General features: G+C 45.2%; 24 protein-coding genes and 1 pseudogene. 3 read left to right on the forward strand and 22 right to left on the reverse strand.

What is annotated here, in order from left to right; genetic code table 11:
* Nucleotides 1-54 precede the first annotated feature (54 nt).
* The 5 genes from appF to fabH all read right to left on the reverse strand — a co-directional run bounded on the left by appF (nucleotide 55) and on the right by fabH (nucleotide 5282).
* On the reverse strand, nucleotides 55-1044 hold the full coding sequence (gene appF / locus NST16_RS11990; protein ID WP_029441207.1) for an oligopeptide ABC transporter ATP-binding protein AppF: 990 nt from the start codon (nucleotides 1042-1044) through the stop codon (nucleotides 55-57).
* Nucleotides 1041-2027, reverse strand: coding sequence for an oligopeptide ABC transporter ATP-binding protein AppD (gene appD / locus NST16_RS11995; protein ID WP_268504856.1), 987 nt, complete (start codon nucleotides 2025-2027; stop codon nucleotides 1041-1043). The genes appF and appD overlap by 4 nt, the downstream gene beginning before the upstream one ends.
* Before the next feature lie 190 nt (nucleotides 2028-2217).
* Nucleotides 2218-3003, reverse strand: a complete 786-nt coding sequence (locus tag NST16_RS12000) for a DUF2268 domain-containing protein (RefSeq protein ID WP_340886859.1) — start codon at nucleotides 3001-3003, stop codon at nucleotides 2218-2220.
* Nucleotides 3004-3082: 79 nt separating this feature from the next.
* Nucleotides 3083-4321, reverse strand: a complete 1239-nt coding sequence (fabF, locus tag NST16_RS12005; protein ID WP_340886862.1) for a beta-ketoacyl-ACP synthase II — start codon at nucleotides 4319-4321, stop codon at nucleotides 3083-3085.
* Between the two features lie 22 nt (nucleotides 4322-4343).
* Nucleotides 4344-5282, reverse strand: coding sequence for a beta-ketoacyl-ACP synthase III (gene fabH, locus NST16_RS12010; protein WP_010333732.1), 939 nt, complete (start codon nucleotides 5280-5282; stop codon nucleotides 4344-4346).
* A 165-nt stretch (nucleotides 5283-5447) separates the two neighbouring features.
* Here fabH and NST16_RS12015 point away from each other — a divergent pair, with 165 nt between their 5' ends.
* Complete coding sequence (locus NST16_RS12015; protein WP_081638273.1) at nucleotides 5448-5678, forward strand: hypothetical protein; 231 nt, start codon at nucleotides 5448-5450, stop codon at nucleotides 5676-5678.
* Between the two features lie 29 nt (nucleotides 5679-5707).
* Here the strand turns inward: NST16_RS12015 and comZ are convergent, their stop codons facing one another.
* The 4 genes from comZ to NST16_RS12035 form a co-directional block, all read right to left on the reverse strand.
* The gene (gene comZ / locus NST16_RS12020; protein WP_003224559.1) at nucleotides 5708-5899 is read right to left on the reverse strand and encodes a ComG operon transcriptional repressor ComZ; all 192 of its coding nucleotides are present in this window, start codon (nucleotides 5897-5899) and stop codon (nucleotides 5708-5710) included.
* A 14-nt stretch (nucleotides 5900-5913) separates the two neighbouring features.
* Nucleotides 5914-6867 carry a BMP family ABC transporter substrate-binding protein gene (locus NST16_RS12025; RefSeq protein WP_010333730.1) on the reverse strand — a complete coding sequence of 318 codons (954 nt, stop codon included), beginning with the start codon at nucleotides 6865-6867 and terminating at the stop codon, nucleotides 5914-5916.
* Nucleotides 6868-6958: 91 nt separating this feature from the next.
* Nucleotides 6959-7522 (reverse strand): hypothetical protein, encoded by a 564-nt coding sequence (locus NST16_RS12030; RefSeq protein WP_340886871.1) that lies wholly within the window; start codon nucleotides 7520-7522, stop codon nucleotides 6959-6961.
* An 83-nt stretch (nucleotides 7523-7605) separates the two neighbouring features.
* On the reverse strand, nucleotides 7606-8343 hold the full coding sequence (locus tag NST16_RS12035; protein ID WP_268446757.1) for a hypothetical protein: 738 nt from the start codon (nucleotides 8341-8343) through the stop codon (nucleotides 7606-7608).
* A gap of 258 nt (nucleotides 8344-8601) precedes the next feature.
* Here NST16_RS12035 and NST16_RS12040 point away from each other — a divergent pair, with 258 nt between their 5' ends.
* Nucleotides 8602-8787, forward strand: coding sequence for a YjzD family protein (locus tag NST16_RS12040; protein WP_010333727.1), 186 nt, complete (start codon nucleotides 8602-8604; stop codon nucleotides 8785-8787).
* Nucleotides 8788-8832: 45 nt separating this feature from the next.
* Here the strand turns inward: NST16_RS12040 and NST16_RS12045 are convergent, their stop codons facing one another.
* The 13 genes and pseudogenes from NST16_RS12045 to NST16_RS12105 all read right to left on the reverse strand — a co-directional run bounded on the left by NST16_RS12045 (nucleotide 8833) and on the right by NST16_RS12105 (nucleotide 22103).
* Entirely contained in the window at nucleotides 8833-9012 is a 180-nt protein-coding gene (locus NST16_RS12045) for a YjzC family protein (protein WP_010333726.1), read from the reverse strand.
* 85 nt (nucleotides 9013-9097) lie between these two features.
* Nucleotides 9098-10070: pseudogene (gene argF, locus NST16_RS12050) on the reverse strand (ornithine carbamoyltransferase).
* Entirely contained in the window at nucleotides 10058-13150 is a 3093-nt protein-coding gene (locus tag NST16_RS12055) for a carbamoyl phosphate synthase large subunit (RefSeq protein ID WP_340886884.1), read from the reverse strand. Before NST16_RS12055 ends, argF begins: the two are co-directional and overlap by 13 nt.
* Nucleotides 13143-14204, reverse strand: a complete 1062-nt coding sequence (locus NST16_RS12060) for a carbamoyl phosphate synthase small subunit (protein ID WP_229147827.1) — start codon at nucleotides 14202-14204, stop codon at nucleotides 13143-13145. Before NST16_RS12060 ends, NST16_RS12055 begins: the two co-directional genes overlap by 8 nt.
* Before the next feature lie 70 nt (nucleotides 14205-14274).
* On the reverse strand, nucleotides 14275-15432 hold the full coding sequence (locus tag NST16_RS12065; RefSeq protein ID WP_340886890.1) for an acetylornithine transaminase: 1158 nt from the start codon (nucleotides 15430-15432) through the stop codon (nucleotides 14275-14277).
* The gene (gene argB, locus NST16_RS12070; protein ID WP_340886893.1) at nucleotides 15429-16205 is read right to left on the reverse strand and encodes an acetylglutamate kinase; all 777 of its coding nucleotides are present in this window, start codon (nucleotides 16203-16205) and stop codon (nucleotides 15429-15431) included. The genes NST16_RS12065 and argB overlap by 4 nt, the downstream gene beginning before the upstream one ends.
* A gap of 14 nt (nucleotides 16206-16219) precedes the next feature.
* A complete protein-coding gene (argJ, locus tag NST16_RS12075) occupies nucleotides 16220-17440 on the reverse strand; it encodes a bifunctional ornithine acetyltransferase/N-acetylglutamate synthase (RefSeq protein WP_340886896.1) in 1221 nt (406 codons plus the stop codon).
* Nucleotides 17441-17459: 19 nt separating this feature from the next.
* Nucleotides 17460-18497, reverse strand: a complete 1038-nt coding sequence (gene argC / locus NST16_RS12080; protein ID WP_340886899.1) for an N-acetyl-gamma-glutamyl-phosphate reductase — start codon at nucleotides 18495-18497, stop codon at nucleotides 17460-17462.
* Nucleotides 18498-18701: 204 nt separating this feature from the next.
* Nucleotides 18702-19241, reverse strand: a complete 540-nt coding sequence (locus NST16_RS12085; RefSeq protein WP_044156416.1) for an MFS transporter — start codon at nucleotides 19239-19241, stop codon at nucleotides 18702-18704.
* A complete protein-coding gene (locus NST16_RS12090) occupies nucleotides 19241-20671 on the reverse strand; it encodes an FAD-binding oxidoreductase (RefSeq protein WP_340886904.1) in 1431 nt (476 codons plus the stop codon). The genes NST16_RS12085 and NST16_RS12090 overlap by 1 nt, the downstream gene beginning before the upstream one ends.
* A gap of 58 nt (nucleotides 20672-20729) precedes the next feature.
* Nucleotides 20730-20900 carry a YqaE/Pmp3 family membrane protein gene (locus tag NST16_RS12095; RefSeq protein ID WP_003224527.1) on the reverse strand — a complete coding sequence of 57 codons (171 nt, stop codon included), beginning with the start codon at nucleotides 20898-20900 and terminating at the stop codon, nucleotides 20730-20732.
* Nucleotides 20901-20962: 62 nt separating this feature from the next.
* Nucleotides 20963-21271, reverse strand: coding sequence for a metal-sulfur cluster assembly factor (locus NST16_RS12100; RefSeq protein ID WP_003224525.1), 309 nt, complete (start codon nucleotides 21269-21271; stop codon nucleotides 20963-20965).
* A gap of 64 nt (nucleotides 21272-21335) precedes the next feature.
* Nucleotides 21336-22103: an alpha/beta fold hydrolase gene (locus NST16_RS12105; protein WP_168747405.1), complete on the reverse strand. Its 768-nt coding sequence runs from the start codon at nucleotides 22101-22103 to the stop codon at nucleotides 21336-21338.
* Nucleotides 22104-22222: 119 nt separating this feature from the next.
* Here NST16_RS12105 and yitU point away from each other — a divergent pair, with 119 nt between their 5' ends.
* Complete coding sequence (gene yitU / locus NST16_RS12110) at nucleotides 22223-23035, forward strand: 5-amino-6-(5-phospho-D-ribitylamino)uracil phosphatase YitU (protein WP_339180724.1); 813 nt, start codon at nucleotides 22223-22225, stop codon at nucleotides 23033-23035.
* Nucleotides 23036-23128 lie beyond the last annotated feature (93 nt).

A 23128-nucleotide genomic window follows, 5' to 3' on the forward strand; every position in this document is an offset into this window, starting at 1 on the left:
TAGCTGCTGTTTATGTAGTATGCATACCCCCTCTCAAAGCTGTGCGGGCGACAGTTAGCTATAAAGGTGACAAGCCACAAAATGGCTGGGAGCAGCTTCTTTGAATTCTGGTATTTGTTCCTTGCATATTGGTTTTGCAACGGGACATCTCGTATGGAAAACACAGCCTTTTGGCGGATTGGCTGGGCTGGGCAGTTCTCCTTTCAGGACGATGCGTTCGCGTTTGACAGATCCTTTTTTTCTTGTAACCGGGACAGATGATAAAAGTGCTTGGGTGTATGGGTGGAGCGGATTGTCATATAACTCGTGCTTATCGGTCAGTTCCATCATTTTGCCAAGGTACATTACCCCGACTCTGTCGCTGATATGGCGGACGACACTTAAATCATGAGAGATAAATAGATACGTCAGATTAAATTCTTCCTGCAATTCTTCCATTAAGTTGATGACCTGGGCCTGAATCGATACATCAAGTGCAGAAACCGGTTCGTCTGCAATGATAAGCTCCGGATTCAGCGTGAGGGCTCTCGCAATGCCGATCCGCTGACGCTGTCCGCCGGAAAATTCATGAGGATAGCGGGAGGCAAACGACGGATGAAGACCTACTCTCGCAAGCAGCTCTTCGACTTTCTCATTTCGTTCTCGCATCGTGTACATATGGTGCGTGTTAAAAGGCTCCTTAATAATAGAACGCAGCGTTTTTCTTGGATTCAGCGAAGCGAATGGATCTTGAAAGACCATCTGGATATTTTTGCGGACGTTTTTTCGTAAATTCTCCTCTGACAGATTGGAAATATCCTGCCCCTTAAAGAAAATTTGGCCTTCAGTCGGTTTGTACAGCCTGATCATCGTCCGGCCGGCAGTCGATTTTCCGCAACCCGATTCTCCAACAATTCCGAGTGTTTCTCCTTTTTTTAAGGAAAACGAAACACCGTCCACCGCTTTTACATCACCAACTTTTCTTTGAAAAAAGCCTGAGCGGATCGGGAAATATTTTTTCACGTCCCGAAGTTCTAAAATTGTTTCCTGATTAGCTGCTGTCATGATTGTTCGGCACCTTCTTCCTCATATAAAAAGCATCTCACTGACCTTCCGCTTTTGTGTGTCAAAAGCGAAGGCTGATGGGTCCAGCATTTATCCATGGCCTTTGGGCACCTTGGAGCAAAACGGCACCCCGGCGGCAGATTATCTGGTGTCGGCACGCTGCCTTTAATCGCATTTAATTTATCAATCTCTCCATCTATGACGGGAATCGACATAAGCAGTCCTTCTGTATAAGGATGAAGGGGCTCTAAAAATAACTCATCGACTGAGGCATTTTCTACGACTTGTCCGCAGTACATGACAATCACTCTGTCGGCTGCTTCCGATACAACACCTAAGTCATGTGTAATCAGCAAAATTGACGTATCAAACTTCTGGCAGAGATCCTTCATTAGCTCCAGCACTTGGGCTTGTATCGTCACGTCTAACGCCGTTGTCGGTTCATCGGCAATCAGCAGTTTTGGATTACAGCTGAGCGCGATGGCGATCATTACCCTCTGTCTCATTCCGCCAGATAGACGGTGCGGATATTCCTTCATCATTTGCTCCGCTCTTGAGAACCCAACCATCTTCAAGAGTTCGACGGCTCTTTGATACGCTTCTTTTTTCTTCATGTTTTTATGGTAAATCAGCACTTCGGTAATTTGTTCTCCGATCGTTAACACCGGATTAAGGGAGGTCATTGGTTCTTGAAAGATCATGGATACTTCGTTTCCGCGGATTTTGCAATAGTCATTTTCAGTGAATGAGGTGAGGTCCTTGTCTTCGAGTTTAATCGTACCGTCCATGATTTTTCCGCCTGAGCTCTGGACAAGACCCATAATAGACAATGAAGTAATACTTTTGCCGGAGCCGGATTCGCCTACAAGCGCGACGGTTTCGCCTTTTTTGATGTAGAAATCGACTCCGTCCACCGCAGGGATCGGCTCCTTTTTTCTAAAAAAATAAGTCTTTAAATTGTTCACTTCTAAAAGTGTGCTCATGCTAGCTCCCCTTTCCCCCTCTTGTCGTCAAACGTTTTCAAGAGAAAGTAATCCCTTTATTCAGAAATAATAAATAATATTGAATTATCGAAAAATTTTATAGTTGTATATTATTACAATCATTTTGCAAAATCAAGAATTTTTTAGGATAAATGTAATATTATTAACGAAATTCCATTATTTTATTCTATTAAAGCGTTGCTTTCAAAAAGGTTTCAGGAGAGATGGACAGCCCGTCTGCTGTATTGGCTTTGTTCTCTGTTAAATATTTTTTTACAATATTGAATCCGACTGCATATCCAAGCATTTTCGGATGGTATCCTTTGCCGTATAAAAGCTGATCGAACAATCGATGTTCCCGTTTGATGTTCAAATAGGGCGCAATCTTTTTTTCGTAAAAAACTTCAAGCTGCAGAGGGGTATACCAGTTGGTCCAGTCAGCCGTTTGGCTCTGGCCTAACCTCTCATAAACAGCATATTCTGCCAACCCCTCCATGATGATTGTATCAAGTAATGTGACGTCTTTTTCCTCTTTAGTCATATGATCTAACCGGCAAACATGATGATATTCATGTGTCATAAGGGCTGACACCGAGGATAATTCGATATCTGACGAGAAAAAGAGAAACATTTTATCAGGAAAGGCGAGCCCTGATTTTGATCCGAATTCTAAACGGATTCTTCTGTTTCGTTCATCAACCGGAAGTGCTACGATTGGCACGTCAGGTCCTTGCCACTTCTTTTTGAGATACTGCTCCTCTTTTTGTATATGCTGAAAAAGTCCTTTTTCTTTCAGAATGGAAGACGTGCTTATTCCCTCTTCTATGTTTTTAAACATTCCGTGATGCTGCAAATGTCTCAAGATGCCTTTCCAGTCTTCTTTCTCCGTTCCTGAAAAGTGCGGGACAATGTAATGCGCCAGATCATCTATTGAAGCGGCTTTTTCAAACCATTTGTATGTTTGTTCCACGCTCATGCTATCGCCTCCTCTTTTTTATCCTATGCGTACGAAAAAAACCGGATACCCTTTTAGGGCAGCCGGTTTGGCGTCATGATTACTGATATTTTTTGAAGATGAGCGTTGCATTATGTCCGCCGAATCCCAGTGAGTTGCTGAGAACATAGCTGAGATCTTGTCTGCGTGCTTCACCAGGCACATAATCTAAATCGCATTCTTCGTCAGGCGTTTCAATATTGATTGTTGGCGGGATCATGCCTTCTTTAATGGCAAGGATAGAGAAAATGGCTTCAATACCGCCCGCCGCGCCTAGAAGGTGGCCCGTCATAGATTTTGTAGAGCTTACCGCAAGTTTGTAGGCATGCTCGCCAAAAACAGTCTTAATCGCCATTGTTTCGTATTTGTCATTGTAATATGTGCTTGTGCCGTGAGCATTGATATAGTCAATCTCTTCAAGCGCAATGCCCGCATCTTTAATGGCTTCTTGCATCGCTCTCGCTCCGCCTTCGCCGTCTTGGGCAGGCGCTGTGATATGATAAGCGTCTCCCGTCGAGCCGTAACCGACGATTTCTCCGTAAATTTTAGCGCCGCGTGCAAGTGCGTGCTCAAGTTCCTCAAGAACGATAATTCCCGCACCTTCACCCATGACGAATCCATCACGGTTTTTATCAAACGGACGGCTTGCTGTTTTCGGATCCGGATTTGTAGAAAGCGCTTTGTTGGCACTGAAGCCAGCGAATGACATTCTAGTCAGCGGCGCTTCTGTTCCGCCTGTGATCATAGCGTCTGCATCGCCGCGCTGAATGACTTTAAACGCGTCACCGATAGAGTTTGTCCCTGTTGCACATGCAGTTACCGTACAAGAGTTAACTCCCTTTGCTCCTAAAGCAATAGAAATTTGGCCTGTCGCCATATCAGGAATCATCATCGGCACAAAAAACGGGCTTACCCGCCTTGGGCCTTTTGTTAAGAAGATTTCAAATTGAGACTCAAGCGTTTCAAGTCCTCCGATTCCGGAACCAACCCAAACACCGACTCTCGGCGCGATTTCATCAGTAATTTTAAGACCTGCGTCTTCAACCGCCATTTTCGCAGCGACAACCGCATATTGAGTAAAACGGTCCATTTTTCTTGCTTCTTTTTTGTCCATGTAATCTTCAACATTAAAGTCTTTTAATTCAGCGGCTACTTTAGCCGGATATTCTTCAGCATCAACACGAGTGATCGGACCAATTCCGGACACACCGTTGATTGCGTTATTCCAACTTGTATCAACGTCGTTGCCAAGCGGAGACAATGCTCCGAGTCCTGTAACAACTACTCTTTTTTTACTCATCTTGTGTGCACCTCACCTTTTTTTATCGGCCCCAGCGGATTGCAATGGCGCCCCAAGTTAATCCTCCGCCGAATCCTACCATGACGATCACATCGCCATCTTTGATTTTACCGGCTTCCAATTCTTCTACAAGAGAAATAGGAATGGATGCGGCAGAAGTGTTTCCATATTTATGAACTGTTTTAGACATCTTTTCGACAGGAAGCTCTAAACGCTCACGTGCAGCTTCCATGATGCGGATGTTCGCCTGATGCGGAATCAAAAAGTCGACGTCCTCTTTTGAGAGCCCTGCTTTTTCAATGACATTTACGCATGATTCACCCATTTGGCGGACCGCAAATTTGAAAACTTCACGTCCATTCATGATTGTATGTCCTTTTTCATTCAGATACAAGTGCTGACCGCCTGTGCCGTCTGCTCCTAGTTCAAATGAAAGAATTCCTCTGTCATCACTGACTGGCCCGACTACCGCAGCGCCCGCTCCGTCGCCAAACAGAACGGCTGTGTTGCGGTCTTCCCAGTCTGTAATGCTTGAGAGCTTTTCTACACCGACAACAAGGACATGCTTATAGGTTCCGGATTCAATAAATTGTTTGCCGGTTACAACCCCGTACATAAAGCCTGCACAAGCCGCGCTGATATCCATGGCACATGCTTTCTTTGCGCCGAGCTGCTCTTGAATCATACAAGAAACTGTAGGAAATGACTGATCAGGTGTGACAGTCGCAACGAGAATCATATCGAGATCCTCAGCGGACACTTCAGCTTGTTCCAGCGCTTTTTTTGCTGCTGCAACAGCCATATGTGATGAATATACGTCATCTGCGGCAATTCTTCTTTCTTCTATTCCTGTTCTTGTACGAATCCACTCGTCAGAAGTTTCAACCATTTTTTCTAAATCATGATTTGTTAAAACCTTCTCAGGGATATAACGTCCAACTCCAAGTATTCCAGCTTTCATAAGGGAAGACTCCTTTATATAGTTAATTTAGAAGATCAATCAGGTTATGATCAATTATTAGTATCAGGTACTAATTCTATCCTATTTTTTTTCACATGGCAATATATTCGTCTAAACTATCAGTTCAACTTACTCATAGAGTATGGTATATGGAAAAGGAGGCGTATGCAGGTGGATGTGTTTTCAAAAATGATGTTCGGCGATAACGCCAAACAAAAAACAGAAAAAGAAGAAGTGCAGGAGGAGGAGGTTTCCCCGACAAACGAAGAAGAGACGATTGATTACATGTATATCATGAACCAAATCGGTTCGATTATGAACTCTCTCGATCAAATCAAACCCGCTCTGAAGGAGCTCGCACCTATGGTATCCGCTATTAAAAAGAAAATCATGTGAAAAGCCACTTTCGAGAAAGTGGCTTCTTCTTATTCGGTTTCAGATTTCGCGTCGGATTTACCTAGCTCGTAGGCTTCCGCCATTACCGTTGTAAATAAATTCATAAACGGCTGAATGGCCTCCATCGACAGCTCTATTCCCGATTTTTCCAGCTGCTCTTTCGCTTCAGGCAGATATTTCATTGCGATTTGCAAAAACTCAAGTGATTTTTCGTGCTGCATGTGACGTCACTCCGTTACTCGTTTTTTGGCAGTTCACCTGTTTTGTTATACATTTTGACCAGTTTGGCGATTTTTTTCTGAAAGTCTTTGTCCACAAGCGGACTGAAGGTTCCCATTTCGACAACTCGGCTTTTCAGATCGTAATAGTGATCGCCGCCTTTTAAAGTGCCTTTGTCGAATTGCTCAGCTATGATTTCATAAGCCTTGTCCACATTTTGCACCGTGCTGGTTAACACGGTGTTCTCGCCAAGATCGGATTGATCTGTGACATAGCCGATCGCATATAGGCCGTCTTTTTTGATTTGCTGAATGACAGGAACATTATACCCGTCTCCGGCAGGATACACAACATCCGCGCCTTCGTTCTTCATTTTTTGATAAAGGTTAACCGCAGTCGAATCATCATCCCAGTGATCCGTATATTTTGTATTCACTTCTATATTAGGATCTTCATACTTAGCCCCTTTTATAAAGCCGTCAACTTCTGGCTGCCATGTAAAAGAAGCGATAACACCGACCTGATTGGTTTTTGACATATGGGCAGCAGTCATTCCGCCGAAAAAGCCGATTGCTTCCCCGCTGAGATGGACGCTTGTGACATTGTCCGCTTTTGCTTTTGCATTTGAAATCACAAACTGCATATCCGGATAGTCTTCACTGACCAAGTTAAATACTTCTTCAAACTCACTTCCATGGCCAAAGAGGAGATTGACGCCGCGCTTATGAAAATCTTCAATCGCATTTATAATATCTTCATCTGTTTTTACGCCTTCTTTATAGTAGACGTCCACATTGTATTTAGACTGTATATTCAATAATCCTTTATACCCTTTTGTGCCCCATACGAGGTCATTAATCGTATCAGGAAAGAGCATGCCGACCTTCTCAATTTTTCCTTTAAACGGAGTTTGTCCACATCCGCTTAATAAAAGGAGGACAGAAAAGATCATGACAAGCCTTGTGATCAAGTCATGTTCAACTCCTTTTTGACAAGCTATAACATGTATTAAAATGATATGTTTATTGTATCTAGAAAACTCGAAACATGGAAGGTTTTTCTTAATATTTGTCGAAAATTGATGGAAATTGTCTTTTCCACTCGAGAATTTTTGTTTTCGCTTCATCTTTGGAGGTTTTTTTAGTGATTTGCAAATCAAAAATGGAACTTTCGACAGGATCACGGCCGGGGTCTAGCAGGAATCTCAAAAGCTCTTCAGCTACATCTTCTGTATAAAAGCCCTCTTCCTCCTGTTCTTCTTTCCACGGCCCATACATTTTCGGAAGAATCACCGCTTTTTCTGAACCTGTCTTTTCACGTTTCTCCCACTCTTTTCGGTCTTGTTCATATACCAAAACATAAGCTGATTTATATTGATCCAAAGGCAAAAAGCCGCTGCCATATTGGATACAAATTGTATCATATAATTGATCCTCAATGTGCTCGAGCTTCCGAAAGTGCTCATTTCTCCCAAGCCACATGAGTCTTTCCTCTAAGTACATTTGTCTGCTTTCATCATCTGTTTCAGCCAAAACGACATCGACGTATATGCCTTCATCCATCATTCGCTCGCATAAAGAAAGGCCGAAAAATTCATCCGCCCCTACAATCAGCGTTGATTTCATTTCATCTGCCGCCCTTCCGGTTTTTCATTTTATCCAAAGCAAAACAGCCTCCGCAAAAGAGAAGGCTATTGTTATTGTATTCTTTATAGCTCTTTTTCATGACTGTGAAAGAATTTGCAGATTGATGCATAAATCCTGCTTGGGTGCTCAAATAAATGAAACGTTATATCAACCGGACAGCCTTGTTTTCGCTGCTGTTTTTCCTTAAATACCTCCGCATGCAGGCTGTACGGATACGGAGATCCGGTCATCCTCTGCCATATATGAACCGGTACGCTGCTCGGATAGGTTTCGATTGTTTTATAACGAAGTGAAGCCGCTTCTTTTTCGGGGATTTCGTAGCTTTCCGATACTTCCTTCAAAAATTGCTTATAGAAAAATTTATTTTCTTTTTCTGATTCATAATGTGCCTGAAGATCGAGACAAGGATTCAACATCGCGGCTGATCGGATATGATCCGGGGAAAAACGAAGCAGTTCATCGGCCACGAGAGCGCCCATTCCTTCTGCTAATATATGAATCTTCGGATTGAGTATTTCCTGCTTCAACACGAAATGTATCAGCTGCTTGGCATAGGTGACCGCTTTTTCCGCGCCCCAGTGCCTTCCGAACAGATTGCTGTTAAAAATGGTATAGCCTTCGTCCCTCAGCATATTTAAAAGCTGATTTCTGCCGTAATGCTGAAGCCAAAAGCTCGAATCATTACCGACAAAGTGGGTTCTGTCTCCGAGGACAAAGATACCAAAGCCGTTCGGACGATAGGGCAGATGAATCACGTTATGCTCCGTTCCCAATTGAAAATACCTTTCCGTTATTCCCATCGCTTGCCCGCCTCCTTTCACACTTCATCTCACGCTATCTTATGTAAAAAGAAAAGAAACGAATAAGGTAAAGTCCTAGCCTTTCTATGTTTTGGCTATTATACCAATTGACGATATTTATTTTTTATATTTTACCATTAAAAATGTGACGAATCAGACTCTTTTGTCACCTCACTTTCTTCTAAAATTAGATTCCCCCTTGGCTTTATGTATGGTATGATAACTTCTAGAATAGAATGAGAAGGACGAGGTGGAAACGTGCGATTTATTATTGCTTTTATTTGGACGTTCCTTTTATCGCATATGGCATGCTATTTGATTGCCAGCATGAACAGTGTAGCGTATAACTTCACAACATCATCCGTAATTGCTGTCGTTTTATATGTGCTGATCATGGCGCTAGCAGCAATCATGCCTATGAACAACAATGCCAGCCAGCATTAATAAGCCAAAAACCCAAAACATATATTGTTTTGGGTTTTTTCGTGATCACGGTTTTCTTTTATACGTCCACAGGCGGTTGTGATTAGATGTTTCAGGAAACATATCTCCTGCAGACAGATGGACCTTTTGCGGATTTTTGACCATACTCCCCGTCTCGCCGATTTCTACGTAAACGCCGTTGTTGGGCGCTTTCTGCCCGGGCCGGAATTGATGCTGCTGTCCCACTGTTTTTCCTCCTTTTCCTTTTTCGTGTAGTATGCGCCTAAGCGGGTGTGAATATGTTTCAATAAAAAAACTGCTGAGAGCCGGCTCAGCAGTTTTTTTGGTTATTCTCCGTTGTATAGGATCGCCTTTAACAGCGCTTTTTGCACATGGAGGCGGTTTTCGGCCTGCTGGAATACAGCGGAATTCGGACCGTCAATAATCTCCGCCGTCACTTCTTCTTCACGGTGTGCAGGAAGACAGTGCAAAAATGTATAGTCAGGATTAGCATGGCTGACAAGCGATGCATTCACCTGGTAAGGCGAAAAGACTGCGAGACGCTCTTGCTCTTCCGCTTCCTGTCCCATGCTAGTGAATACATCTGAATAAATGACGTCCGCATTTTTTACGGCTTCAATCGGATCAGCTGTAAGTGTAATGGAAGCACCTGATTGAAGGGCCGCTGCCTTGGCTGCTTCCACCGCTTCGTCTAACACTTCGTATCCCTCAGGTGAAGCAATCGAGATATCACAGCCCATTTTTGCGCAGCCGATCATCAGGGAGTGCGCCACATTATTTCCGTCACCGATATATGCGACTTTCACACCTTTGAGATCGCCTTTGATTTCCTTGATCGTCAATAGATCCGCAAGCGCCTGGCAAGGATGATATTTATCGGTAAGCCCGTTGATAACTGGAATATCAGCGTGTTCAGCAAGCTCCTCCACCTTTTCATGCTCGAAGGTCCGGATCATGATCGCATCTACATAGCCTGAGAGCACTTTTGCCGTATCAGCCACAGTTTCACCGCGGCCCAGCTGCAGGTCTTTCTGGCTTAAAAAGAGGGCATTTCCGCCAAGCTGCGCCATTCCGGCTTCAAATGAAACACGAGTCCGCGTGGATGATTTTTCAAAAATCATCGCAAGGGTTTTGCCTTGAAAAATAGGCTGAATTTTGTTTTGTTTCAGTTCACTGGCTTCAGCAAGCAACGCGCTGATATCCTGTTCACTGAGATCTTTTAGCGTTAATAGGTCTTTTCCGAATAGACTGGTTTGCGTTTCTCCCATATTCACTGTGTGCATGATACCACTTCCTTTTTATAAAGATCTCTGAGGGAAACAGGGTGCGGACTGCCTGATCCGCTTTGCAAAAACGCCCGTACGGTTTCCTCTTCAGTAAAGACGGTAATGCCGTGTGTCATGGCTTCCAGACGCTCTTTGCGTGCTTCTTCAGAGCCGTTTAAATTGATATGAAGAGCTTTTTCATCCTGTTCCATCCATGAGGCGAATGTACCTTCATGAACCGTAAAACCGGCGTTTTCCGCTAATGTCTTCAAATCTTCGGGTCCGTTTTGCAAATAAATGCTTCCTTTTTGATTCCAAACACGCGTGTAGATTTTTTTCAAGGCGCTGTCGGCGTCGTAAGCAACACACATGCCTTCTCCCGTCGATTTCATTTCCGGTCCAAGCTTCACATCTACATCTTGAATGGCATGAGTTGAAAAGACCGGGAACTTTACAGCAACGCCGTGGTGATTTTGAACTGCCGGGTTTACATCTTTTAGAGATGCCCCCGCCAGAAGCCGTGTGGCGAGCGGAATCATCGGAACGCCCATGACTTTGCTGACAACCGGAACTGTACGGCTCGCTCTCGGATTCACTTCAAGGACGAGAATGTTTTCGTTATCGATCACAAATTGGATGTTCATAATGCCTTTAAACGAAAGCTTTCGGGCAATTTTTTGTGCAGCATCTTTCATTCCTTGCTGCAATTTGTTTGTGACGGAAGGCCCCGGGAGAATGGCAAAGCTGTCCCCTGAGTGGACGCCCGCCCGCTCAATATGTTCGGTATATGTCGGGATAAAGACTTCTTCACCGTCGGAAATCAAATCAATTTCGACTTCTTTTCCTGACACGTACTGATCAATTAAAATGGGGTACGGCATGCTGTCTTCTCCGTCCAGCAGCTGAGAAAGCGCAGCTTCCGAGTCAACGATAATCATACCCATCCCGCCAATGACATAAGAAGGACGGATTAATACCGGATAGCCGATGCCGTTAGCTTTCTCTGCAGCCTCTTCTTTTGTATAGGCAATTTCTCCTTTAGCATGCTGCAATCCGAGTTCATCAAGAAGCTGATAAAATTGATCGCGATCCTCTAACACGTCAAGCGTTTCAAACGATGTGCCGAGAAGCGTGATTCCGGCTTTTTCGAGCGCTTCAGCAGCATTGATCGCGGTTTGGCCGCCGAACTGCACGATCGCAAAGTCAATGCTTTCCTGCTCCGCCACGTTTAAAATGTGCTCCGTTGTCAGCGGTTCAAAATACAGTCGATCCGCAATTTCATAATCTGTGCTCACGGTTTCCGGGTTGTTGTTAATCATAATCGTTTCGAACCCAAGCTTTTGCAGCGTTAACACCCCATGAACAGCACTATAATCGAATTCAACGCCCTGGCCAATGCGGATCGGTCCTGAACCGATAATCAGCGCGCGCTTTTTCTCTTTGCGGCTGATGTCTCCATCGGTTTCTCCGAAATACGTGGAGTAAAAATAGTTGGTTTTCGCATCAAACTCAGCTGCGCAAGTATCAACAATTTTGAAGGAAGGCGTAATCCCCTTCTCCTTGCGAAGAGTGCGCACTTCTTCCTCTGTCTTGCCGATAAGCGAGGCAATCGTTGCATCTGAAAACCCTTTTTCCTTTGCCTTTTTTAATAAATCATAAGAGAGGTCGCTCCCCGCTTCCATGATCTGATTTTCCAGCTTAATGATATTGTTAAAGGTATGGAGGAAAAACGGGTCGATTTTTGTTTTTGCATGGATTTCTTCTATCGATATCCTTCGGCTTAACAGCTCCATCACAACGAAAAATCTTCGATCGTCAGGTGTGATCGCCAGTTCCCAGAGCGCTTCAATTGATAAGCCGCCGAGCTCGGGCAGATGCGTGCCGACGTTTTTCAGTTCAAGGGAGGCTGCCGCCTTTTGAATTGCCGCTTCTATATTACGTTCAATCGCCATCACTTCTCCGGTGGCTTTCATTTTCGTGCCGAGCTTGCGGTCCGCGTTTTTGAATTTATCAAACGGCCAGCGCGGAAACTTGACGATGACATAGTCCAATGCCGGTTCAAAGCTCGCATAAGTGGAGCCTGTAAGCGGGTTTTTTAATTCGTCAAGCGTGTATCCAACCGCCAATTTCGCAGCCATTTTCGCAATGGGATAACCCGTTGCTTTTGACGCGAGAGCAGATGAACGGCTCACACGCGGATTCACTTCTATGACGTAGTATTGCTTGCTGAACGGATCAAGCGCAAACTGAATGTTGCAGCCGCCTACGACATCAAGTGCCGAAATGATCGTCAGACTTGCCGTCCGGAGCATTTGATAGTCTTCATCAGTTAATGTTTGTGAAGGCGCCACTACGATTGAATCGCCTGTATGCACACCGACAGGATCGATGTTTTCCATATTACAGACGGTAATGCATGTGTTGTTGCTGTCACGCATCACTTCATATTCAATTTCTTTAAAGCCGGCAATGCTCTTTTCTACCAGACATTGATTGATCGGGCTAGCCAAAAGGGCTTGCTTGATCATGGCGGTAAATGCTTCTTTCGTAGGCGCGATACCCCCGCCTTTGCCGCCTAACGTGTAAGCAGGCCGGATAATGACCGGAAAGCCGATCGATTCCGCAAAGCGAATGGCGTCGGTTTCGTTATCGACAATTTCGCTCTCTGGAACTGGCTGATTCAGCTCGTTCATTAAAGAACGAAATTTCTCCCGGTCCTCTCCTTTTTGGATTGTATCCACGGATGTACCTAGAAGTTTGACGCCGTGCGCCTTTAGGATACCCGCCTCTTCAAGTTCAACCGCTAGATTCAGTGCAGTCTGCCCGCCTAAATTGGCCAAAAGTCCGTCGGGCTTTTCTTTCTTAATAATGTCTGTTAAGCTTTCCGCCGTCAGCGGTTCAAAATAAATGTCATCCGCGAAAGCTTCATCGGTCATAATTGTGGCCGGGTTGTTGTTGACGAGAATAACCCGATAGCCTTCTTCCTTGAGCGCGATGCACCCTTGAGTGCCTGAATAATCAAATTCTGCCGCCTGGCCGATGATAATCGGGCCTGAGCCGATTACTAATATGCTTGAAATACTGGTGTCTTTAGGCATGGGCGATTTCTCTCCTTGCTGGTATCACATTCTTTAAATAATCATCAAAAATCCATTCGCTTTCCGCCGGCCCGGGATGGGCTTCCGGGTGGAATTGCACACTCATGACTGGCAGCTTTTTATGGGAAAGCCCTTCAACTGACGTGTCATTGACATGGTGGAATCTGATCGTCAGCTCTTCTTGGTTGATGGATTTTTCATCAACCACATAGCTGTGATTTTGGCTGGTCATGAAAACCCGCTTCGTTTCACGGTCGATGACCGGATGGTTTGCGCCTCTGTGTCCAAACGGCAGCTTAAACGTATTTCCGCCAAAAGCGAGCGCAATCAGCTGATGGCCGAGACATATGCCGAGCGTCGGAAAACGGCTGACGATGTTTTTGATTTGTTCCATATACGGTGTAATGGCTTTCGGATCTCCGGGTCCGTTGGATAACACGACACCGTCCGGCTTTATGGCGTAAACAGTTTCCATTTGCTGATACGGTATAACGGTGACCTTGCAGCCTCGTTTCACGAGTGATGATGCAATTGATTTTTTATAGCCAAAGTCAATGAGAGCGATATGTTTATTTCCTTCGCCGATTGTGCTGATGTCCTGTGCTGCCGCCTGTTCTGCGACGTTCTCAGGCTGCAGAGCAATCTCAGCCGCTTCTTTAGAGGCAGTGACAGACGCTCCCATCGTTCCGTTCGCACGGATTTTTTTGACGACAGCCCTCGTATCGACATGGGATAAAAGCGGGATGTTCCATTTTTTCAGATATTCCTTAAGGCTGTATACCGCTTCATGATGAGAAAAATGATCGCATGCCTCGTAAACAACAGCTGCTTTCACTTGCGGTTTTTTGCTTTCAAAGTCGTTTTCATTAATGCCGTAGTTGCCGATCAGCGGATACGTAAATACGATAATCTGTCCTTTGTATGACGGGTCTGTCAGCACTTCCTGATAGCCCGTCATTCCTGTGAAAAACACAGCTTCGCCCGTGCAGTTTTCATGTCCGTCCAGTTCGCCGCTGAACACTGTTCCATCTTCTAATACTAAATAACCTTCCATCTAAAAGCCCACCTCTTGATGAATAATTAATTATAAAAATGAATTTTTATGCTTTTATATCGAAAAAAATTTACAAATTGACAGCGGAATGCTGTGCAATCGCTTGTTTCAGCTTGCTGATGGCTTCTGTTATTTCATCCTTTGTCACGGTGAGCGGCGGCAGCAGACGAATCACGTTTGGTCCGGCCGGCAGTACGAGCAAGCCTAATGTCTGCAATTCAGTAATGATGTCTGCAACCGGCCCATCACACTCAATTCCAAGCATTAATCCTTTGCCGCGAATTTGCCTCACAAAAGGACTCTTCAGTTCAGCCTCCAGCTGTTCTTTCAAAAACGCACCCTTATCAGCAGCCTCTTGCAGAAATTCAGGCTGGAATACAACCTGCAATGTTGCATTGACGGCGGCCATCGCCAGCATATTCCCTCCGAAAGTCGTTCCGTGAGACCCAGGAGTAAACGCTGCTCCCAGCTCTTTCTTTCCGATTACCGCACCGACTGGAAAGCCGTTCCCCAATCCTTTTGCAGCCGTGATGATATCAGGTGAGAGGCCGAAGTGTTCGTATGCGAAGCCCTTTCCCGTCCGTCCAATGCCGGTCTGAATTTCATCTACAATCAGAAGCGCCTGCTTTTCCTTGCAAAACGACTGTACGGCTGTTAAAAATTCTGCACTGGCCGGATTGACTCCGCCTTCACCCTGTACGGTCTCAAGCATGACCGCGGCTATGTCGTCTTCCTCCCCAAGAGCGGCAAAAGCGGCTGGATCATTGTACGGGAGGTAGTGAAAGCCTTCCAGCATCGGGCCGAAACCTGTTTTGATTTTATCCTGTCCGGTAGCTGCCATCCCTGCATAGGTGCGGCCGTGGAATGATTGGAGAAACGTGATGATTTTCGTTTTTCCAGTTGCCTTTCGTGCCAGCTTAATCGCGCCTTCATTCGCTTCCGCTCCGCTGTTGCAGAAAAAAACGAGATCTCCGGCACTGTTTGCCGCTAACTGCTGTGCCGCTTGCTCCTGAAGACTGTTTTCAAACAGATTGGATACGTGCCATACGCTGTCGAGCTGTTTTTTAACCGCTTCTGTGACCGCTTCATGGCAGTGGCCCAGGTTGGAAACCGCAATCCCTTGAATGAAATCGAGGTATGTTTTGCCGTTTTGATCCTCAACGCAAGTTCCCTTCGCTTTCTTTATCTCGATGTTCCACCGACCGTAGGTTTGAAACAAGCTGCTCATGAAACAGCCTCCTTTGCTTTGACGATTTTTGTTCCTTGAAATGTTTGATCTGAGAAAAACGATCCTTTTCCATTTACGATCATCACTTCTGATACCTGATCCGATAATGCTGACAAGGCTGAATTGACCTTTGGTATCATCCCGCCTGTGATCACTTCCTGTTTAATGAGAGTCTGAATTTCCTCAGGGGTCAGGATGTCGAGACGCTGTTTTTCCTTCATGATTCCCTCTACGTCTGTGACGAACATCAGCTTATCGGCTTTCAGCGCCCCGGCGACCGCCGAAGCCGCAAGATCAGCATTGACATTCAGTGTTTTGTAGTCGCTCGTCAAGGACAGGGGCGCGATAACCGGAATGATGTCTTCATCCATCAGCGCATTTACCATAGAGGCATTAACCTTTTTAATTTCTCCGACTTCGCCGTATGTGTCCCGATCGAGATAGTCTGCTTCGAGAAGGCCTCCATCCTTGCCGGACACTCCCGCAGCCCGCAGCCCGTGTTTGGCAAGCTCGGCAACGAAAAATTTATTGACTGAGCCGGACAGGACCATTTCAGCCACTTCCAATACCGGTTTGGTTGTTTTCCGCTGTCCGCCTGAGAACTCTGTTTTGATGTTTAACCGTTTCAGCATATGTGTAATTTCCGGTCCGCCGCCGTGCACAATTGCCAATTTCCATCCTGATTCCATCAATTCTTTCAGGTTTTGAAAAAATTCTTCCGACAGCTCACGGATGACACTTCCCCCGCATTTAAAAACGATTGTTTTCTTCATTGTGCTCCCCTTTATTACGTGCGATAGCTCGCATTAATTTTGATATAATCATAGGTCAGATCACAGCCCCATGCTCTTCCGTTCCCGTCCCCTTCATGCATCTTGATGACAATGGCAATCTCGTCTCCTTCGAGGTATTGTTTCGCGAGAGATTCAGAGAATGGCTGAGGTTCGTTGTTTTTAAACAGGCATTGGCCCCCGAGATAAACCTCTACTTCTTCAGCCTTCACCTGGGCCGCGCTGTGCCCGATAGCCCCGATAATGCGCCCCCAGTTTGCGTCTGTTCCGTACACAGCTGTTTTTACGAGGTTCGAACCGACAATTTTCTTGGCAATTACGTTTGCATCAAGATTGTTTTTTGCCCCTTTTACTTGGGCTTCGATTAGTTTTGTCGCGCCTTCTCCGTCCCTGGCAATCTCCTTAGCCAAATCTTCGCAAGTCATAAGAAGCGCTTTTTTAAAGAGCGGCCAGTCCTTATGATCTTCCGTAAGGCACTCATTTTCCGCGCAGCCATTTGCCATGACCAATACCATGTCATTGGTGGAGGTTTCTCCGTCAACTGTAATTTGATTAAAAGAGACGTCAGTGATGTCGCGAAGCACTTTTTGCAGCGCTTTTTCTTCGATTGCCGCGTCTGTTGTCACAAACCCCAGCATGGTGGCCATGTTTGGGTGAATCATTCCGGAGCCTTTAGCCGCTCCGCCGATGGTGACTTTTTGTCCTCCGATTGTCAGTTCATAGCACGTTTGCTTGATGACGGTATCTGTCGTTAAAATCGCTTCCTCGAAATCTCCCGATCCCGCAGGTGTTTGTTTCAGGAGCTCGATGCCTGCCTGAATTTTTTCCATGTCTAAATATTCGCCGATGACGCCCGTTGATGAAACAGCGACAAACTCCGGCTCAATACCCAGCTGTAAAGCGAGGCTCCCCCGCATTTTGTATGCGTCCTCTAAGCCTTGTTCCCCTGTACAAGCATTGGCAATAGCGCTGTTGACAATGACTGCTTTCAGAGCTGATCCATGCTTTAAGCTGTCCTGTGTGACTTTAATCGGAGCCGCCTGGAAGTGGCTTTGCGTATAAACTGCCGCGCTCACTGCCGGTGTCTCGCTGATGATGACGCCAAGGTCTTTTTTCGAGTAGCGCAGTCCGCAATGCACACCCTTTGCCTGAAATCCTTTCGGCGAGGATATACCACCTTTTACTTTCACTATTTGATCTTCACTCAACTGAATCATGGTTCGATTCTCTCCTGTTCTATGGATAAATTGGTGTCATGGTCAGACCTGTCTCTTCGTTCCAGCCATTCATGATATTGAAATTTTGTACTGCCTGCCCGGCGGCACCCTTCATCAGATTATCAATTACAGATACGATCGTTACCCTGTTTGTTCTTTCGTCGAGGGTAACGGATACATCGCAGAAATTGCTGCCGAACACTTCCTTCGTTTGCGGATAATGCCCCATAGGCCTCACTCTCACAAAATATGAATCTTGGTAAAATTCCGAATATAAATCGTGCAGATCTTCTGCAGATAGATCAGATGTTAATTGCGTATACATCGTCGCCATGATTCCCCTTGTCATTGGAACCAAGTGAGCAGAGAATGTAATAGCCTTCAACTCTGGCTGCCATTCTTTTAACGTCTGTTCAATCTCGGGGGTGTGCTGATGTTCATTTACTTTATAAATTTTAAAATTGTCGTTAAGCTCAGAAAAATGAGTTCCCATGGACGCTTTCCTTCCCGCGCCGGAAACGCCTGTTTTCGCATCAACGATAACGAACGATTCATCAAGCAGCTTTTTTTGTGCCAAAGGCGCGAGGCCTAGCAGTACAGCTGTCGGAAAGCAACCTGGATTGGCGATGAGCTTCGCCCGCTGAATGTTTTTTTGATTCAGCTCTGAAAGGCCGTAAACCGCCTCTTGAATTGTTTCTTTTGGTGCCGCTGTCCGTTTATACCACTTTTCATATACAGCAGGCTCTTGTATCCTCAGATCACCTGACAGGTCAATAACCGGAATTCCCGCCTCTGCAAGCTGTGGAGTCAGTTCACTTGATACTCCCGGAGGCGCAGCAAGAAACATGACATCGATTTCTTGTTTGATTGTATTCATATCAATGGGCTTCAGCTTCTGCTCAGCCAAGCCGGTTAGATGAGGGTAAACATTACTATAGACCTTTCCTTCTCCGCTGGATGAATAAAGTATACATTCTTCTGCATGAGGATGATGTGTAAGAATCCTGACAAGTTCGGCGCCCCCATAACCCGTAGCACCTACAATTCCTATTTTCAAAACGAATTCACCTTCTTGGTCTTTGTGAAATTATTTAACATTATAACATGAATAAAAATTAATTCAATCGTATATTTAATATTTTTATTCATTTATAAATTTTCTGTTCAACAAAAAAATCCACTCTTAAAAAGCAAACAGAAATCGCTTCAAATTGTTGTTCCAGCGCCTTTTGCAGCTGCATAAAAAAACAGGCTGACCGTGTCAGCCTGTTTTCATCATCATCAATCCGCTTAGAAAATATAGAATAGAGCTTGTATAAAAAATCATTTGCACCGTAAAAAAGTCGGCGAGAAAACCGCCGAGCATAATAGCAGCCGCTGAAAAAACAGCGGTCCAAAAATGATAATTTCCAATCTTTTTTCCGCGTTCCCCAGTGTCTGTAAAGTCGGCGATTAATACTTTTTCTCCGTGCTTTTGCATCGCCCCAAAGAGACCTAACAGCACTTGCACGATGTACACTTGAAGAACGCTGTTAACATGCGGGACATACAAAAGCAGAACCGCCATGCCCCATGAGTTCGCAAGCAGATAATAGCGGCTGTCGATCCTTTCAGACAGCCGGCCGAGGAGCGGGTAAATGAGCGCTCCGCTCAGTCCGAATAATCCATAGGAAAACCCGAACTGCGTATAGCTTGAGCCGATATTTTTCACAAACAGAATGTAAAACGGAAAAATTAAACTGCTTGCGAAAAACACGCTGCTTTGTGAAAGTGTCAGCCATTTTAATTTGTTTTTCCCCATTATTTATACCTCTGATAAAAATAATTCATAAACCGCTCATCCGGATCGTACGTGCGTTTTTTCTGAAAAAACGCTTCGGTTTTCGGGTACGCCTGTCTCATTTGCGCTTTTGTCTGATATGTCATATACGGCAGATAATAGCTCCCTCCGTGTTTGAGCGCAACGTCTGTCATGCGCCTGATGATCCGAGCAGTGTCAGCCTGGTCTTCTTTTAAGAAGCCCTCGTTGATTAAGAGCACGAGCGAAAACATATCTTCCTTCGCATAAGACAGGTCGGCCTTTTCGTTTTTTTGCACATATCGGATCGTGATATTAAGCAGATTCAGGTCTTCATGTGACAGCGTTTGTCTCAGGTCATCAATATAGGAAGCGTACTCCTTCACCGGCACAAAGTATTCCTGCAGCACGTCTGTATTTTCATTGCTTTCGTATTCGAGAAATTTTGATTCTGACCGCATGACGTTATTGCGTGAGATCTTTGTTCCATTTTGGCTTAGAAAATAGGATTGCTGGGTGTTCCAGAGCCAGTTTCTGCCCCACTCGTACCGTCTTGACAGGCCGAGCGCGAATTTCGTCACTTGTGTATGCTCATCTTCTTTGAGATCGCTGTAAGATGTCAGCTGATTCTGCCCCTCTGCTAATGCGTAATTTGTGACATACATGTCTTTCAGAAATCCTTTTTCTGCTGTTGAGATGCGCGCCAGATGCATGCGGACACCGGGATTGCCTTTGACATGCTTTGCAAAATAGTCGGCGTATGTACTGTAGTTCATTTTTTCTGTTTGCATGACGTACAGCTCGTCATCCGTTAATTCAAGCTCAACATCGAGAATCACGCCAAAAAGACCGTACCCGCCGATGACTGCTGAAAACAAGTCATCTTTTGGAGTGACGGTGACAATTGAGCCGTCGGCTTTTAATAGGCGGAATGATTTGACTGTATCAATCAGCGATCCGTAGCGGATATCACGCCCGTGGGCATTGGCGCTGAGAGATCCTCCGATTGTAAAAATATTTTGTGACTGCATGACTTTTACCGCAAGCCCGTATGGATTCACGTATTTCTGTATGTCATTCCACGTCGCCCCGCTTTGGACCCTTATGGTTTTTTTCTCTTTATCGAAAGCGAGGATTTTGTTGTAGCCTGTCATGTCGAGAACGATGCCGTCCTCGTAATATGTATGGCCGCCCATCGAATGCTGGGTTCCGGCTATTGAGATTTTTATGTTTTTTCGATTGGCCTCTTTGACTGTGTCAATGAGGTTATTTTCTTCCTGCCCTTTCACTGTCTGCTTAATTTTCACCGGCATCAAACGGCTGACATCCGTCATCTCGCTGGAGTCGTTTTTTTGCTCCGAGTGAACAGAGTACGCAAACAGGGCAGCATACGCACCAGTGCACAGCGCGAATGCAAGCAATTTCTTTTTCATGGCGCTCTCCCTGTTTTTTATGGCCATTATACCATGTTTGCGTCCTCTTTTTTCCAGATTAACGTCTTGCCCGTTTTTCAGCGCGGCGGTCAGCCACGATAAAACAAGCGTGAATGGCGCCCGGCAGCCAAAAGATACATGTCAAAATGAGATTGAGCAGTGCCTGAAACGGCTTCCCCGTAAACAAAACAGCAAGCGGCGGGCATAGAACGGCAAGCAGGTACATCATTTCGCTTCACTCCTTTCAGTTTTAAAAAGGACAGCCTCACAGTAAGGCTGTCCTCTTTTGTTTTATTGTATGCCAAGCGCGATTTTTGCATATCTTGACATTTTGTCACGAGTCCAAGGCGGGTTCCACACAATGTGAACTTCCGTCTCTTTCACTTCTGGAATGTCCGCTAACGCTTTTTTCACTTCATCCACGATAATTGGCGCTAAAGGGCAGCCCATTGATGTCAGTGTCATCGTAACGTGCGTTAAGCCGTCTTCATCCATATCAACATCGTATACTAACCCGAGGTTCACAATATCAACGCCAAGCTCAGGATCGACAACCTGTTCCAGGGCGCCCATAATGTTTTCTTTTAATGCTTCTTCCACGTTCCCTCACTCCTTTTTTTATACAGTATAACGCAAATCCGGACAGTGTTAATACCTTTGTGCTTTATAAATGCGTTTCAAACCATTCAACGGTTTTTAACACAGCTGCCCGCGGCACTTTATGATCCGCTCGTTCATCCGCAATAAACTGGAGACGTTCCGGCTGCTCGCGATAATGAGATTTAATCGTGTCATAAAATTTCCGGGTCGGCGCGTAAGGCACGACTTGATCTTTAACACCATGCCAAAATAAAAGCGGACGCTGCTGCAGTTTCTCCGGCTGACGGCTGAGATCCCGCATTTTAAGGCGCTCCATGAGCTCCTGCACCCTTTCCTCCGGCACATCGATATCAATGCCCTGAGATTTGATGTGGTCGATCTGCTGCTGGAACAGTTCAACATAATTCGGGCTTCCCATCAGACTGACGCCGGCTTTTACCCAATCATAAACCGTTAAGGCGCCAAGCGTTGTAATGCCGCCCATAGATGTACCCGCAAGCCCAATACGGCCGCCGTCTATCAGGCCTTCTTTCTCAAAATGATTCTTAAGTACATCAAGCTCTTCAATCTCGTTTAGCACGATGTCCCAAAAATAGCCGGCCAGCTTCTCAACAGCTATATGCTCTCCGCGTTCGCCATGGTGCAGCGCCTCCGGTAAAACAGCTCTGAAACCTTTTTCTGCAAGAAGATAAGCAAAATGAAGGTTGTGTTCCTTGGCGCTTGCAAAGCCATGTATAAAGAAAACAAGAGGAACGGCACGGTGCCTGTTCTCTTCTTTTACAATATGTAAAAACGGAATGCCGGAAACGGTTTGATTTTCAATTTGAATCACAATGTCCCCTCCTTAGGATAACCATAATCATAAGTGTAACATGTAGACAATAAAGATGGTAAAAAGCTACACTGTCATTAAGGCAGCTTACGCAAAATCTAAGGTTAAAGGAGCTTTTCATGGAGACAAAACCCTATGTAATCGCATTAGATTTAGATGGAACATTATTAAAGGACGATAAAACAATATCAGAAAACACCCTTCAAACGATACAGCGTTTAAAAAATGACGGACATTACGTCTGCATCTCCACCGGCCGGCCGTACCGTTCAAGTTCCATGTACTATGAGCAGATGAAGCTGACAACGCCAATTGTCAATTTTAACGGAGCGTTTGTCCATCATCCGCAGGACGACAGCTGGGGACGATATCATACCTCGCTGCCGCTTGAAGTTGTCAAACAATTAGTGGATATCAGCGAAAGCTATAACGTACATAATGTGCTTGCCGAAGTCATTGATGACGTGTACTTTCATTACCATGACGAGCACTTGATTGATGCCTTTAACATGAATACAACAAATGTGACGGTCGGAGACTTGCGGGAAAATCTCGGTGAAGATGTTACATCCGTACTCATTCACGCAAAAGAAGAAGATGTACCGGCCATACGCTCCTATTTATCGGATGTGCACGCCGAGGTGATCGATCATAGAAGATGGGCCGCGCCGTGGCATGTTATAGAAATTATTAAAAGCGGCATGAATAAAGCGGTCGGCCTGCAGAAAATCAGTGATTATTACGGTGTGCCGAGGGAACGGATCATCGCTTTCGGAGATGAGGATAACGATTTGGAGATGCTTGAATTCGCAGGCTGCGGCGTTGCGATGGGAAATGGAATTGATGAGGTCAAGCAGATTGCCAACCGGACAACGGCTACAAATGAAGAGGACGGCGTGGCAAGATTTTTACAAGAATATTTCTCACTTTAAAGACCGCCCATTTTAATTTTTCCCACTCATAAACGTTACTTCGCCCCACCATACTATTGAAGACGACTCATCTCGTCAAAGTATGGAAGGGGG

Source organism: Bacillus sp. FSL K6-1005 (assembly GCF_038000225.1).
Taxonomy (GTDB): Bacteria; Bacillota; Bacilli; order Bacillales; family Bacillaceae; genus Bacillus; species Bacillus mojavensis.